Annotated in this window: 15 protein-coding genes and 1 tRNA gene; 8 read left to right on the top strand and 8 right to left on the bottom strand. The window is 60.6% G+C overall.

All coding sequences use genetic code 11. The features are described 5' to 3' along the window. Positions 1–70: 70 nt before the first annotated feature. The gene (locus RCCGE510_RS22165; RefSeq protein WP_007633683.1) at positions 71–679 is read right to left on the bottom strand and encodes a pyridoxamine 5'-phosphate oxidase family protein; all 609 of its coding nucleotides are present in this window, start codon (positions 677–679) and stop codon (positions 71–73) included. A 279-nt stretch (positions 680–958) separates the two neighbouring features. Next, the gene (locus RCCGE510_RS22170) at positions 959–1663 is read right to left on the bottom strand and encodes an SDR family oxidoreductase (protein ID WP_007633684.1); all 705 of its coding nucleotides are present in this window, start codon (positions 1661–1663) and stop codon (positions 959–961) included. A gap of 115 nt (positions 1664–1778) precedes the next feature. On the opposite strand from RCCGE510_RS22170, the gene RCCGE510_RS22175 reads away from it, so the two are divergent. The 3 genes from RCCGE510_RS22175 (at position 1779) to RCCGE510_RS22185 (ending at position 3826) form a co-directional block, all read left to right on the top strand. Then, positions 1779–2654: a LysR substrate-binding domain-containing protein gene (locus tag RCCGE510_RS22175; RefSeq protein WP_007633685.1), complete on the top strand. Its 876-nt coding sequence runs from the start codon at positions 1779–1781 to the stop codon at positions 2652–2654. 205 nt (positions 2655–2859) lie between these two features. Beyond that, a complete protein-coding gene (locus RCCGE510_RS22180) occupies positions 2860–3105 on the top strand; it encodes a DUF982 domain-containing protein (protein WP_003588894.1) in 246 nt (81 codons plus the stop codon). Between the two features lie 295 nt (positions 3106–3400). Next, positions 3401–3826, top strand: coding sequence for a hypothetical protein (locus tag RCCGE510_RS22185; protein ID WP_037079420.1), 426 nt, complete (start codon positions 3401–3403; stop codon positions 3824–3826). A gap of 54 nt (positions 3827–3880) precedes the next feature. Here the strand turns inward: RCCGE510_RS22185 and RCCGE510_RS22190 are convergent, their stop codons facing one another. From RCCGE510_RS22190 to RCCGE510_RS22215, 6 genes are all read right to left on the bottom strand, one after another. Next, positions 3881–4537, bottom strand: a complete 657-nt coding sequence (locus RCCGE510_RS22190) for a DNA methyltransferase (protein WP_037079423.1) — start codon at positions 4535–4537, stop codon at positions 3881–3883. 139 nt (positions 4538–4676) lie between these two features. Further along, a complete protein-coding gene (locus RCCGE510_RS22195) occupies positions 4677–4964 on the bottom strand; it encodes a type II toxin-antitoxin system mRNA interferase toxin, RelE/StbE family (RefSeq protein ID WP_007633690.1) in 288 nt (95 codons plus the stop codon). Between the two features lie 7 nt (positions 4965–4971). Next, positions 4972–5208: a ribbon-helix-helix protein, CopG family gene (locus tag RCCGE510_RS22200; RefSeq protein WP_007633691.1), complete on the bottom strand. Its 237-nt coding sequence runs from the start codon at positions 5206–5208 to the stop codon at positions 4972–4974. Between the two features lie 220 nt (positions 5209–5428). Continuing rightward, positions 5429–5505, bottom strand: a tRNA-Arg gene (locus tag RCCGE510_RS22205). Positions 5506–5627: 122 nt separating this feature from the next. After that, a complete protein-coding gene (locus RCCGE510_RS22210) occupies positions 5628–7160 on the bottom strand; it encodes a HAMP domain-containing sensor histidine kinase (protein WP_007633692.1) in 1533 nt (510 codons plus the stop codon). A 435-nt stretch (positions 7161–7595) separates the two neighbouring features. Beyond that, entirely contained in the window at positions 7596–9593 is a 1998-nt protein-coding gene (locus RCCGE510_RS22215) for a methyl-accepting chemotaxis protein (RefSeq protein WP_007633695.1), read from the bottom strand. Between the two features lie 418 nt (positions 9594–10011). Here RCCGE510_RS22215 and rpmH point away from each other — a divergent pair, with 418 nt between their 5' ends. From rpmH to RCCGE510_RS22240, 5 genes are all read left to right on the top strand, one after another. Continuing rightward, positions 10012–10146, top strand: a complete 135-nt coding sequence (rpmH, locus tag RCCGE510_RS22220) for a 50S ribosomal protein L34 (RefSeq protein WP_007633697.1) — start codon at positions 10012–10014, stop codon at positions 10144–10146. A 21-nt stretch (positions 10147–10167) separates the two neighbouring features. After that, on the top strand, positions 10168–10569 hold the full coding sequence (gene rnpA, locus RCCGE510_RS22225; RefSeq protein WP_007633698.1) for a ribonuclease P protein component: 402 nt from the start codon (positions 10168–10170) through the stop codon (positions 10567–10569). Next, entirely contained in the window at positions 10569–12362 is a 1794-nt protein-coding gene (yidC, locus tag RCCGE510_RS22230) for a membrane protein insertase YidC (RefSeq protein WP_007633701.1), read from the top strand. The genes rnpA and yidC overlap by 1 nt, the downstream gene beginning before the upstream one ends. A gap of 275 nt (positions 12363–12637) precedes the next feature. Next, positions 12638–13291 carry a ribosome biogenesis GTP-binding protein YihA/YsxC gene (gene yihA, locus RCCGE510_RS22235; protein WP_007633703.1) on the top strand — a complete coding sequence of 218 codons (654 nt, stop codon included), beginning with the start codon at positions 12638–12640 and terminating at the stop codon, positions 13289–13291. A 234-nt stretch (positions 13292–13525) separates the two neighbouring features. Next, positions 13526–14602 (top strand): histidine kinase dimerization/phosphoacceptor domain -containing protein, encoded by a 1077-nt coding sequence (locus RCCGE510_RS22240; protein WP_007633705.1) that lies wholly within the window; start codon positions 13526–13528, stop codon positions 14600–14602. The last annotated feature ends 10 nt before the right edge of the window (positions 14603–14612 follow it).

Consider the following 14612-nt stretch of genomic DNA (forward strand, 5'->3'; position numbering starts at 1 on the left):
CGAACAGTTGCGCGTCCCGAGAGCTTCGATCGTTGTCCGGCTGCGCCCATGAGGGGGCGCCCGGCCCCTTTCATGGATTGACCCATCGACAGGCCGCAAGCGCGCCCGTCGCATCATAGGTAAACAGCGCCCTTCGATTGTCCTGCCTGCACAACTCGAACCAGTCCAGCGTCCGGGCGCGAAAGATCAACAGGCCGAAATGCGGCTTTCCCTTCGCCTCATCCACGGCCTTCGACGGAGCCGCCTCGTCGATGGCGTCAAAGGCACGGTCGTCCCCAGGTGGACCACCGGCATAGGTCGTCCGGGTCCAGGTGGAGAGCTTGTCCCAGGCGGCGTTGGCCTGATCGCTGCCGGAGGCATGCAGTTCAACGGTGCCTCGAAGCCGAAACTGCAGCCGGGTCTGCGCGCAGAAGCCGAGGACCGTGACACGGGGATTTGCCGAAAGCTCCCGCCATTTCGGGCTGCGCGTATCGGTGTGAAATTCCAGAACCCGTGATGACCCGTCAGCGCGGCGCAAGACTACCATGCGCGCCTGTGGCCTCTGCTCCGCATCCACGGAGCAGAGGTTCAAGAACCGGAAAGCCGACTGCGGGCTGGACGCCGCCGTTTCCAGCTCTCGCCATGTGGAAGCGTCTATATCAGCGAGGTTCAACGGCACGGCTTCGTGATCTGTCTCCATGGCTTAGAGCCTTTCCTGGTTAGATTGAAGCATTCTGTTGGCTCAAACGGAGTCGGATGGTCGACCGGCCGGCGCGCGTCGTAGCCAAGCCCTACGGCCAAGCCGGCCGGTCGATCAGCCGGCCCGTTTCAGCCAACCCGAAGGGCCGGGCATCTTTCCGCCAGGATCAGAGGCGATCGGCTCGGACATACCTGGGGGTATACCCATCGCCAATCGCCTCCGCCCTGACGAAAACCTGCTCCGGCAGAATGCTTCAATCTAACCAGGAAAGGCTCTAGCTCAAACGGAACGGGTAATGCCGCCGTCGACGCGGATGTTCTGGCCGGTGATGTAGCCAGCCCCCTCAGACAGCAGGAAGGCAACCGTCGCGGCGATTTCCTCGGACGTGCCATAGCGGCCCATCGGCACGCTGTCGCGCCGCGCATCGGTGGCGGGCAGGCTGTCGATCCAGCCGGGCAGGACGTTGTTCATGCGGATGTTCTTCGCGGCATAGGTATCGGCAAAGATCTTGGTGAAGGTCGCCAGCCCGGCCCTGGCGAAGGCCGAGGTGGGGAACATCGGCGACGGTTCGAAAGCCCATGCCGTCGAGATGTTGACGATGGCGCCGCCGCCCTGGGCCTCCAGGATCGGCGCGACCAGCCGGATCGGCCGCACGGCGCTGAGGAAATAGACCTCCATGCCCTTGTGCCACTCCTCGTCGGTAATTTCGAGGATCGGCGCGCGCGGCCCATGGCCGGCAGAGTTGACCAGCGCGTCGATCCGCCCCCATCTCTCCATCGCCAGATCGACGAGCCGCTTCACATCATCGTTCACCAGGTTCGAGCCGGTGACGCCGACACCGCCCAATTCTTTGGCGAGCGCCTCGCCCTTACCCGATGAGGAGAGCACCGCAATGCGATAGCCATCCGCAGCCAGTTTCCTTGCAGCGGCGGCACCCATGCCGGAACCGCCTGCGGTGATGAGAGCGACTTTTTCTCTAGACATCGGGGCCTCCAATCGTTGAATTGCGAAGCAGTATGGCAGAGACGGCGCTGACTTTCGCCTCAGAAAGAAACATGTCAGACTGTAGAAAATCTACTGGACAGTCCCGGAAAACCCAATGGTCCAACCCCGCCGCAAGCTGCCGCCGCTGAATGCTCTGCGCGCCTTCGAAGTCTCGGGCCGCAGGTTGAACTTCCGCGCTGCCGCCGAGGAGCTGGGCGTGTCGCAGGGGGCGGTGGCGCAACAGGTGCGCACGCTGGAAGATCAACTCGGCCTGATGCTGTTTCAACGCCTGCCGCGCGGCCTGGCTCTGACCCCGCAGGGCGCTGCCTATCTGGCGGATGTGACCCGCGCCTTCGATACGCTCGGTGAGGCGACCGGGCGGCTTCTCGCCCGGCCGGACGCGGTGACGATCAGCGTCACCCCGACCGTCGCCGCCAAGCTGCTGATCCCGCGGCTCGCCGAGTTCAAGGTGGCGCTTCCCGACGTGGAACTGCGGACGGTCGCCACCGAGGCGCTGTCCGACTTCGACCGCGATCAGGTGGATATTGCGGTGCGGCTGACCCGCGGGCCTTTCCCAGCCTCGCTGGAGGCGAGGCTGCTGTTCCGCCAGGAGCTGGTCGCCGTCGCCAGCCCCCATCTGGTCAAGGACCTGCGGCTTCCGCTGGCGGCCGACGAGCTTCGCAGGCTGCCGCTTCTGCACGACGCAGTCAGCCCCTGGCCGCTCGTCCTGCGATCGCGCGAGAAGCTGCCGGGTGCGGTGTTCAACCACACCACGCTGGCCCTCGATGCGGCGCTGGCCGGCCAGGGCGTCGCCTTGGCGTGCCGGGCGTTCGTGGCGGCGGATCTCGAGGCCGGGCGGCTGGTGCAGGTGACGGATGCGACGACGGTCATCGAACCGGACTATTTCCTGATCCGCAAACGCTCGTCATCACCGCGAAAGGCGGTCGATGCGGTATGGCATTGGTGCGCAGCACGGCTATCGCTCGACTAGGCTCGGCGATATCAGGCAGCGTCATCCTGCATGGCCTCAGCACCCTCAACTCAGCCGCTCGCCCCGTCAAATGAGAGGCGCCGCATAAGCCTGCAATCGGCTTTGCTGGAAAAAAACATCTCGTTCCAGCAGTCACCTCGCCACGCGGGATAAACCGCCTTATGTGAGGAGGCGGCAGAGAGCACGCAGCGGAGGTCCTGAGACAATGCAAACCATTTGGAAGAAGCCGGTGACGTTGGCCCTTGAAGGCCCGGATCAGTGGGTGGTCATCCAGACGACCCAGGCCGCAACATGGGCATTGGTCGAAGACTGGCCGACCGAGGAAGGTCCGGCGCTCGATCGGGCCTGCGCGGTTTGCGCCGATGTCATGTCGGGCAAACGAAACCGGGAAGAGGCGCGGCAGGCCTTCATCGAAGCTGCGATCGAAGCCGGCATCCCGATCAAGGAGTAGGGTCAGGGCAATTGGGGCTCTGTTAGGCTCGTTGCCCCTACTAAGGGGCACGAGCCAGCGGTTTCCGGAATTGGTGTGGCTTTTGTCGTCTTTCACGCGTGCTGTTGGAAAGACCGGCCCAGCGTCCACATCGCCAATCGCCACATATTCTTCGACAACATTCAACATTCCATGGTTGCAACGGCGAGCAATCCAGCGTAAGAACACTTCATGAACTAGGAAAAAAATCTTAGGGCGTCTTTTGAGATCACCTGATCCCGTCAGGGACAGGAAATTGCACGCGGTGGAGGCCAGGATGCGAAAGGGTGGCATGAGGGAGACGGGCGCGATGGTCTATGGCCAGCGGCTGCTGGCATTGGTTTCGATCCTGCTCGGAAGCGCCGTCCAGGCCTTTCCCTGCGATCAGCCGGTCGTGATTTCCAACTGGTCGCTCTGTGCGACCGGCAATGTGAGCGCTGAGGGCGGCGCCGCTGATTGGAAAGTCGTTCCTGCATGGACTCGCCAGAAAGCCATAAGCGCATATTTCGAAAACGAGCCGCGGCTCTTGGCAAACCACGGTCTTTGCAACGCCAAATTCCAACGCGTCGTACTCTGCCTGCCCGGATGGCAAACGGGCAACCCGGATGAGTGCTCATATCTGGTTTGCAGCGGCTATTACTCATCCGTGTTCGGGAAGGAAGAAAGGGAAGCTTATGAAAGAGACTTCCCGGCGAAGCAATAGTTTGTCGCTTCGCTGCCTTGAGCGATCACTGGAGTTGCGGTCGCGGCAAACTTTTCATCCGCTTGCATTCTTGAACACGAGGCACTGTGTGAACCGGTTACCGTTTCCCACTGCTTCAGACCAATTCACCATAATTTCCCCCTCAAGCGTCATCACCTCCGACAAAGCTCGTCCCAGATCCCAGACAAGGGGGGAGAATTGTTCGTTGGTCAGATTATCGGCCTGAACGACCAGATAGGCGTTCGTCTTCATGCGTTTGCAGATCCGGCCGTATATTTCCTGCATTCTTTTCAGATAGATGTCATAGCCGCTGTACTCCGGATCGCCGTTATAAAGCGGGTTCCATTTATGCCAATTGGGCATGTATGGCGGCGATGTGATGCAAAAATCCATCTCGGGAAAATCGAAGGCTGCCAGCTCCGCGCAATCACCACAGAAGAGATGATCCTTTGCCGTTATGCGTTCCCTGACCCATTCATATCGCTGCCGGTCGGCTTCTATCCCGTAAGCCAGCCTGCCTTTCTGCTCGCAGACGAAAAACGTCGTTCCCAAGCCCACGAAGGGATCGAAGACGGCGTCTCCCGATTTTGTAAACCGATCAAGCAATGCCGACACCAAAGCGCCGGGAAACCTGATTTCATCGCCGTTCTGAAATTCCGGCAAGGGAAATTGATGTCGGTTGGAAACCGTCCATAATTCTGAAATTGTCACGGCAAACTTCCTTCCCTCGCATCAGCTTTTTCTTCCCCTATCAACGGACATAGCTCCTTCGAGGGACCAGGGAAGTCCGATATCGCTTGATGGCAGGGTAGCGTCGCACGCTGATCTCGTCGGCGCATTGCCAGGACGATTAGACCTCGTCCGGCCACTCACGCGCGCCGTGCTGGACGAACAGAACTTCGATATGGTCGTCTCGAACGCGGTAGGCAACGATGTAAGGCGTTGCCGGAATAACAAGCTCGCGTGTTCCTCTGATTTCGCCGGCACGCCCTATGAAGGGATTGGCGGATAAAAGCTTCTCCGTCTTTGAATGAATGTCATTGACGACGCGCGCCGCGGCGCGCGGGTCTCGCTCGCCGATATAATCGTTGATGTCTGCAAGCTCTTTGAGATAGCGTTTCGTCCAGACAAGGCGCACGGGGCTGTTATGCCTGACTGTATTTGTTCAGCACCGCGGCAATATCTTCATCCGTGGCGAAGCTGCCTCTGTCGGCGTCCTCGATCCCCGCCTGAACGCCCGCGATCCATTTTTCCTGCCACGCAAGAGAGCGACCATGGGAAAGCGCGTCTTCGATAATCTGGCTACGTGTCAAAGTTGAACGCTCTGCCAGCATGTCGATGCGACGGCTAAGATCGTCGGAAATATCTACCTTGTTCTTCATGTGTTCATTCTGCCATATCGCGGCGGTACCGCCAAGAAAATCTGAAGTCTTGGCTGGACTTCGATGCTCAGGGAATTGTGGGAGATTGGAAAATCGCCGCGCGGTGCTGAAACTAAGCTTCGCCGATAGGCCAAGGTATAAGCGGAATGAAGGATTTAGAACGGCGGATTTGAGCTCCCGTTCAAGGCCTTAACATAGGCTTGCAATGAAAAAGAGGAAATGGCGCACCCGGAGCGATTCGAACGCCCGACCCCCAGATTCGTAGTCTGGTGCTCTATCCAGCTGAGCTACGGGTGCGTGCAATTGCGGCGATGCCGCTTGCGTGGGCGATCCTCTAAAGCGTCCTTCGGGACAATGCAATAGCATTTCGGAAAAAATCGCGCGTTTAACAGTTTGCGGCCGCAGCTTCTGAAATCCTGTCACTTTTCGATGTGCGTCCGGCTGCGGTAATCCTCCAGCGAAACCGGGCGATCGGGGATCTCGATGCGGAACTGGGTGCCCACCGTCGGTTTTTCCACCAGCGCGATCGTGCCGCCATGGGCGAGCACCAGCTCGCGGGCGATCGTCAGGCCGAGGCCGGTGCCGCCGGAGCGGGCGGAGCCGCGGAAGGCGGCAAAGAGGTTCTGGCGCGCCTTGAGCGGCATGCCGGGGCCGGTATCATCCACGGTGATGCTGACGACGCTGCCGACACGCTGGGCGGCGACGGTGATGCGTCTGACGGCGCCCGGGGCGCCCTCGCCCGGCGCGGTCAGCGCCTGCAGCGCGTTGCGGCAGAGATTGTGGATAACCCGGAACAGCTGCTCGCCATCGGCATCGACCTTGAGATCGGCGCCGATCTGCTCGGTGAATTCGATGCCGCTTTGCGGATCGATCGCCAGCATATCCTTGACGTCCTGGGTGAGTTCCAAAAGCAGGACATGGCGGCGGCGCGGGGCCGATTCGCTCGCCTTGCCGTAGGACAGCACCTCGGTGGTATAGCCGACGGCGCGGTCGATGGTGCGCAACAGCTTCGGGGCGAAGCTCTTGACCATCGGATCATCGACATCGACCAGCCGGTCCGACATCAGCTGCGCCGACGCCAGGATATTGCGCATGTCGTGATTGATCTTGGAGACGGCGAGGCCGAGAGCGGCGAGGTTCTTCTGCTGCTTCAGCGTCTTTTGCAGCTCCATCTGCATCGAGGTGAGGTTGCGGCCGGCGACCGCCAGTTCATCGCGGCCGCCATCGCCGATATAGATATGGGCAGGGTTCTCGGGATCGGAGGAAAATTGTTGCATGCTGCCGGTCAGCCGGCGGATCGGGCCGATCAGGATGCGGTTGATCGCAAAGAAGATCAGCGTCGCGGTGAACAGCGCGATCAGCACCGACAGCAGGAGGACATTGCGGGAATAGGCAAACATCGCCGTACGCAGTTGCCTGTCCTTCATCACCACCTCGACGCCGGTATTGGTGTCGCCGACGGGGCCGTAGACGCGGATCATCCTGCCTCCGCCGAAGATCAAGGTGTCGAGCGCATCGCGTATCGCCGTTGCCGGCGGCACGTCGGTGAGATCATAGGCTTCGTCGACCGAGGTCGGCATATCGGTCGTCGCCAGCAGCCGCGAGGTGCCATCCTTGCGCAGCACGATCGCCTTGGTGCCGGTCGCCTCCAGCGTCTCCTTCTGCAGCGCGCGCGGCAGCTCGACCGGCTGCAGCCCATCGATGACGATGGCGGCGGCAGCGGCCGTATTCAGCCTGTCCTCCAGCCAGCGGATGCGCATGCTGGCGACCGAGGGGAAGAAGATCAGGATTTCGGCGAGCATGATAAAGAACACGGTGAGCCAGAGCAGCTTGCCCGACAATCCGCCGAACATGCCGCCAAACATGCCTGCAGACGGGCACGGCGCCCTTGCGGCCTCGCCGGCCGCGGGGATTTCCGCCGAAGGATTGTCGCCCTGATCTTGAACCGGCATTATCGTCTCGCCCGATCGGCAGCACTTCAGCCGCCCCTCACCGCTAGCACAGGATTGGTTTCAGGTCGGCCGACCCGAAAGCAATCCTGTGCTCGATTATTTAGCTAAAGCGCGTCGCGATCTTTCAGATTCGCTCCTTGCGCTTTAGCTCTTTGTTTTTACGCATGTCGTTGCCGCAAAACCGCTGCACACTTTTGCGCGACATGCTTTAGAGCATGATGTCGTCCGAAAACCGCTCACACTTTTCGGCATCATGCTCTGCAGCTCTATATTAGACCAAAACGCTCCGCTTTCAAATCTTTGCGAGCAGCGTCACGTCGTCACAAAGAAACGCCGCCCGGAGGCGGCGTTTCAAGGTGCATGATCGAGTCTTTTTGTTTTACGCAATTCCGAACGGAAAACCGCTTCACACTTTTCCTGGAATGGCTCCGAGGATCAGAATTCTTCCCAGCTCTGTTCGGCGGCCGCCGCATTGCCGCCGAAGGCGCGGGCGACCTTGGCGATCGCCCGGCGGGCGGGCGAAGCGACTGGCCTTTGCGGCTCGTTGCGAACAAGCGCCACCGGGGCGGGTGCATCATCGGCCAGCTTGAAGCGGGAAATTAGCCGCACCAGCCCACCGGCTTCGGCCGAAAGCCTGTGCGTGGCGGCGGAGGTCTCTTCGACCATCGCAGCATTCTGCTGGGTGACCTGGTCCATCTGGTTGACGGCCGTATTGACTTCCTTGAGGCCGGTCGACTGTTCGGTCGCAGCCGTGGCGATCGAATGGATATGATCGTTGATGGCGATGACGCGGGTGCCGATTTCGGCAAGCGCCTCGCCGGTCGCCTGGACGAGCTTGACGCCGACCTGCACCTCGTTGCCCGACTTGGTGATCAGCGCCTTGATGTCCTTGGCGGCCTTTGCCGAACGCTGGGCGAGTTCGCGCACTTCCTGGGCGACTACCGCAAAGCCCTTCCCGGCCTCTCCGGCGCGTGCCGCCTCGACGCCGGCGTTCAGCGCCAGCAGGTTGGTCTGGAAGGCGATCTCGTCGATGACGTTGATGATCTGGCTGATTTCGCGCGATGCCTGCTCGATGCGGCCCATAGCCTCGACGGCATTGCCGACGACGACGCCGGAAGCGCCTGACTTGTCCTTGGCTTCCGACACCATGACGGTGGCTTCATGCGCCCGCTCGGTGGAATTCTGGACGACGGCGGTGATCTGATCGAGCGCCGCCGAGGTCTGCTCGAGGGCGGCTGCCTGCTGCTCGGTACGCTTCGACAGGTCGTCGCTGGCGTTGCGCAACTCGGCGGTGTTGCCGTTTATCGCTTCCGTCGTCTCGCGCACTTCGCGCATCGTCGCCTGCAGGGTGACGAACGTGTTGTTGACGTTCTGCTGCAGCTCGGCGAAGGCGCCCTGGAAGTTGCCGTTCATCGTCTGGGTGAGATCGCCATCGGCAAGGCTTGCAATGACGCGGCGGGTCTCGCCGATGCCGGCATCGACGCTCGACAGCAGCGTGTTGATGTTGCCGGCGAAGCGGTTGAGGTTCTCGTCCTCGTAGTCCTTGCTGATGCGGTGGCCGAAGTCGCCGGCCGCAGCCGCAGCCACAACGACGGACATGCTCGATTGCAGGTCGTCGCTCTTGGCGCGCATCGCCGCCTCCTGAGCGTTCAGGCGGTTGATGGCAAGACCGTTAGCCTTGAAGACCGCGACTGCTGCGGCCATCTCGCCGATTTCGTCCTGGCGCCCGGCAAAGGGAACTTCGGCTTCGAAATTGCCGCTGGCGACCTCGTTGATCGCCCGGGTGACGCGCTTGATCGGACGGCTCAGATGGCTGGTGCCGATATAGAAGCCCATGCCGATGCCGACGGCGATGCCGATGCCGGTGATGCTGAGGACCAGCATCAGCACCCAGGTGCGGAAGCTTTCGATCTCGGTGTTGACGGTTTCGAGCGCTGCCTTGTCGGTGGCGACGACGGCGTCGATTTCGGCCTGGAATGCCTTGCGGTTGGCGCGGTTGGCGTCATTGTTTCCCTGGGCGCTGGCGGCCTCCGGGCCGACTTCGGTGCCGAGACGGGCGGTCTCCATGCGGAAGGTACGGAATTCCGCGGCGCGGGCGACGAGCTTGGCGAAATCATCCTTCTCGGCCTCAGTCACAAGCGGCGCCCAGCCCGCGATGACCTTATCGATCTCCTCGAGATCGGTCATGATGCCCTTGGCGAAGTTCGGCGTGTCCTTGATCGTCTTGGCGGCATAGATGCCGCGCGCTTCCATGACCACAGCCGTCACGAAACGATTGAGGCGTTCGCCGGCATAGGCGCGGGCAGCGGCCTCCTCATAGGCGGTCAGGTTGCGATTGTATTCGTGCATGGCCGACAACGCCGTTGCGCCGATCAAAAGCGCCACTGCGCCCATCACGCAAACCAGCAGATTAATTTTGCCGCGGATCTTCAATGCACTGTCTCCTAGCTACGCCACTGTCTGGAAAGCAAATTCCAGCCGATGATCCGAATATCGGCGAAATTTATTAAAGTTAGATTTCCAATGTTTACGATTATGGCGGCGGAAAATTATCCATGTCGGCGTGGATCGAAACGCGGAAACCCCTGAAAATCGGGCTATCGATCTGCGGCGGCGGCATAACCACAACCAGTTGGGGCAGATCGAAATTCTTAACACCAGAGTGCGAAAATACTTGGCAAGCCAGCGGCTCGAAGTGAAATTATCCGGTATAATTGACTTTCATAGGCTTCATCCGTATAAGCCGCCGCACGTCCGGTCATTCAGCCTTTCATGGCTCGCCCGTTCGAAAAATAACGCTCCTTGCACTTTGCAAATTCAAGAAGGGCCGCACTCCGCGGTGTTTAAATAAATGAAGCGTACCTACCAACCATCCAAGCTTGTTCGCAAGCGTCGCCACGGCTTCCGTGCGCGCATGGCCACAAAGGGTGGCCGCAAGGTCATCGTTGCCCGCCGCGCGCAGGGCCGCAAGCGTCTTTCGGCTTAAGGCCGGGTTGCCCGAGAAGAGATGGCGGGCGAATTGACGACCAAAGAAGAAAAACACACTGTCGGGCGGCTGAAGAGCCGCCCGCAGTTTCTTGCCGTGCGCGAGGGCGAAAAACGCCGCGGCGGATTCTTCCTTCTCGAAGTCCTTGACCGGAAGGAACCCGACAGCCAAGCCCGTGTCGGTTTCACAGTCACCAAAAAACATGGCAACGCGGTCGAACGGAACCGTATGCGCCGCCGCCTGAAAGAGGCGGTGCGGCTTCATGCGGGGTTTGCAATGCAGCCCGGACACGACTATGTGGTTGTCGCGCGCAGGGACGTGCTTAAGGCGTCCTTCAAAGAATTGGCCGCGGAACTGAAATTTCGCGTGGAAACCAGGCCGAAACCCCGGCGCTCCGGAGACGGACGCCCCAGGAACGTATGATGGAAAAAAACCGCAATTACTTCATTGCGATCGCTCTCTCGGTGCTGATCGTCCTCGGCTGGCAGTTTCTCTATATGAATCCGCGCATCGAAGCCCAGCGCAAGGCGCAGGAAGCCCAGAAGGCGCAGCAGAAGACCGAACAGGTGCAGCAGCCTGCAGCCGACGGTGCGACGCCGGCCCCGACGAGTGGCACGGCGCCTTCCGGTCAAGCCGTCGCCACGGCGACGCTCGAACAGGCGCTCGCAAAGACCCCGCGCGTTGTCATCGATACTCCTGCGCTTTCCGGCTCGATCAATCTTGCCGGCGCCCGGCTCGACGACCTGAAGCTCAAGGGCTATCACGAGACCGTCGACGACTCGAGCCCGACCATCACCCTGTTCAGCCCGGCCGAAACCAAGGACGGCTACTTCACCGAGCTCGGCTATATCGGCAGCGACGCCACGGGCGACGTTCCCGGCGCCTCGACGCTGTGGACGGCGCCGGAAGGCGCCAAGCTCACCGAGAAGACGCCGGTGACGCTTTCCTATACCAATGACAAGGGCCTGACTTTTACGCGGACGATTTCCGTCGACGAACGCTATATGTTCACCGTCGCCGACAAGATCGAGAATACCGGCCAGGCACCTGCGTCGCTCTCCTCCTACGGCCGCGTGACGCGCTACAACAAGCCGACGACACCCTCCGTCTACGTCCTGCATGAAGGCTTCATCGGCGTCATCGGCGATGACGGCCTCGTCGAAACCAAATATGCCGCCGCCGAGAAGGAAGCCGTCATGCCGGCGAAATCCACTGGCGGCTGGCTTGGCATTACCGACAAATATTGGGCCGCGACGATCATTCCGCCGCAGAGTGCCGCCTATGAAGCACGCTTCTCCCATTTTGCCGATGGCCAGCCGCGCTATCAGGCCGACTACAAGGACGATGCCTTCACCGTTGCGCCGGGCCAATCGATCGAGCTCAAGAACCTCGTCTTCGCCGGCGCCAAGGAAGTGCCTGTTATCGACGGCTACGAGGCCAGCTATTCGATCCCGAAGTTCGACCGGCTGATCGACTGGGGCTGGTTCTACTTCATCACCAAGCCGATGTTCAAGCTGATGGACTTCTTCTATCGCTTCTTCGGCAATTTCGGCGTGGCGATCCTGTGCACCACCATCGTCGTCAAGGCGCTGTTCTTCCCGCTCGCCAGCAAGCAGTATGCTTCGATGGCGAACATGAAGCGCATGCAGCCGAAGATGGAGGAGCTGAAGGCGAAATTCGCCGACGACCGCATGGGGCTGCAGCAGGCGACCATGCAGCTCTACAAGGAAGAGAAGATCAACCCGATCGCCGGCTGCTGGCCGGTGGCGCTGCAGATCCCGATCTTCTTCTCGCTCTACAAGGTGATCTACATCACCATCGAGATGCGGCACGCGCCGTTCTTCGGCTGGATCAAGGACCTTTCGGCCCCCGATCCGACGACGATCGTCAATCTGTTCGGCCTGCTGCCTTTCCAGGCGCCGACCCTTCTGCATCTCGGCGTCTGGCCGCTGATCATGGGCGTCACCATGTTCCTGCAGATGCGCATGAACCCGACGCCGCCCGATCCGACGCAGGCGATGATCTTCACCTGGATGCCGCTGGTGTTCATGTTCATGCTGGCGAGCTTCCCGGCCGGCTTGGTCATCTACTGGGCCTGGAACAACACGCTCTCGGTCGCCCAGCAGTCGGTGATCATGAAGCGTCACGGCGTCAAGGTCGAACTCTTCGACAATCTGAAGGGTCTGTTCCGACGAAAACCGGCGCCATCGAAATAACGCTTGCCGACTTCTCTTTCGTCATGCTCGGGCTTGTCCCGAGCATCTGCAGCCGGTTCATAGAGCAGCAGATCCTCGGCACAAGGCCGAGGATGGCGCCGAGTGGAGAGCGAGCTTTGCGACCAAATTGAACCCCGCTCCGGCGGGGCTTTTCATTTCCGGGCAGCGGAGGAAGGAGGCAAGGCACCAGTCTGCAAACCGCCTGAAAGCTTGACATCCGCCCGCAAAACCACGAAGCCCGATAAAAACCGAACCCAGAGATTGCCGAGCCCCGCATGCCCGAAAACGAAAAGCCGCTCTTCGGCCACCCATGGATCTTCATCCGCGGCGTCCCGTCGCTCAACTTCCTGCCGCCGGAAGGGCCGCTGGAAGTGGCCTTTGCCGGCCGTTCCAATGTCGGCAAGTCGTCGCTGATCAATGCGCTGGTCGGCCAGAAAGGCCTGGCACGCACCTCGAACACGCCGGGGCGCACGCAGGAGCTCAATTATTTCGTGCCGGACGGCTTTTCCGGCGAAGGCCAAGACCTGCCGCCAATGGCGATCGTCGACATGCCGGGCTATGGTTATGCGCAGGCACCGAAGGAGATGGTCGACAAGTGGACCAAGCTGGTTTTCGACTATCTGCGCGGCCGCGCGACGCTGAAGCGCGTCTATGTGCTGATCGACAGCCGCCACGGCATCAAGAAGAACGACGACGACGTGCTCGATCTGCTCGACAAGGCGGCCGTCTCCTATCAGATCGTGCTGACCAAGACCGACAAGATCAAGGCGCCGGCTGTGCCGAAGCTGCTTGCCGAGACCGCTGAAAAGATCCGCAAGCGCCCGGCCGCCTATCCCGGCGTGCTGTCCACCTCATCGGAAAAAGGCGACGGGCTGGACGATCTGCGCCAGGCGATCGGCGAAACCGTCGGCATCGCCCGCTGGAAATAAGGGGAGCCTGCGGCAAGCAATCGATAGACGCGCCCGATCAACGAAGTTGCTGTTTTGGGAGCGGTGGTTCCACGATGAAGATCGCCATGTTCACTGCGATCCAGTCAATTGCCGCCGATGATAAGCTGCCTGGACAGGCTGATCGGCGGTTATTGGGCTTGCGTCCCCGCAGCTTTTAAAGCAACCCTTAACTCTCATCCTGGGCAAGAGCAGCCGCGTCTACGGGTAATATTTATGACCGATAGCAAAGACCAGCCCCTTTCGCCCGAGGGCGTCGGCAATTTACCCCATCTTGCCGAAGCCCTTGATGACGATCGGTTTCGACACTTTCTCGATCACGTCCCCTTTGCCGTGGCTGTCTCCGAACTCGATGGCAGCGAGGCGCTGATTTACGTCAATCTCGAATTCGAACGGCTGACGGCGCTTAGCGCAACTAAGGTCCAGGGAAAAGCCTGGTCCGAGATCGAATTGGATTGCACCGCCATATCGGGAGGGGCGACGCTGACAGCCGCCGTGACATCTGCGGAGGAGTATATTGGTGCGTTCTCGCTGGTGGCCGAACCGGAGAACACGACCATTATCGATGTCTGGTCGAATACCATCGTCGACGATGACGACACCCCGCTGTTCCGATTGGTGGCCTTTGCGGCGCGCAATGAGGCCGCGGCGGATCAGAGCTTCGGCGAACTGCTGACCGAGAAGGATGTGCTTCTGCGCGAACTTCAGCATCGCGTGAAGAACAATCTTCAGATGATCACGGCGCTGATTCGGATGGAGGCCCGCAATGCGCAACAGAGCGAGGAAAGCGAGAGGTTCGCACGCCTTGCCGGGCGGATAGAAGCCTTGGCGCTGCTATACCGCTCGCTGTCGGACGAAGAGAAAGGCGCCACAGTCGATCTTGGCACCTATGTGAGCCAGATCGCCGCCTCGGTGATGGCGGCTCACGCAGTGGAAGGCATCCGGCTGGACATGAAGGTCGATACCTGGCCGGTTTCCGTGGATGTGGCCATGCCCGCCGGGTTGGTGATTAACGAACTCCTTACCAATACGCTGAAGCATGCCTTTGTGGGGCGTGACGGCGGGGAGATCACGCTCCGATGTGTCGTCAACGATACCGGCTGCAGGATCACCGTTGCCGATAACGGGGTCGGTCTTCCTCAAGATGTGAATTGGCCGCACCCAGGAAAGCTGAGCGCAATGATCGTTCAGTCACTGAAGCAGAACGCCCGCGCTCAGGTCGAAGTTGCCTCGTCGCCCGGCACCGGCATGAGTGTCTCCCTCGTTTTCCCGAGAGCCGAAGCAGCCCGCTAGCAACCTTATC

It is taken from the genome of Rhizobium sp. CCGE 510, assembly GCF_000292525.1.
Classification (GTDB): Bacteria; Pseudomonadota; Alphaproteobacteria; order Rhizobiales; family Rhizobiaceae; genus Rhizobium.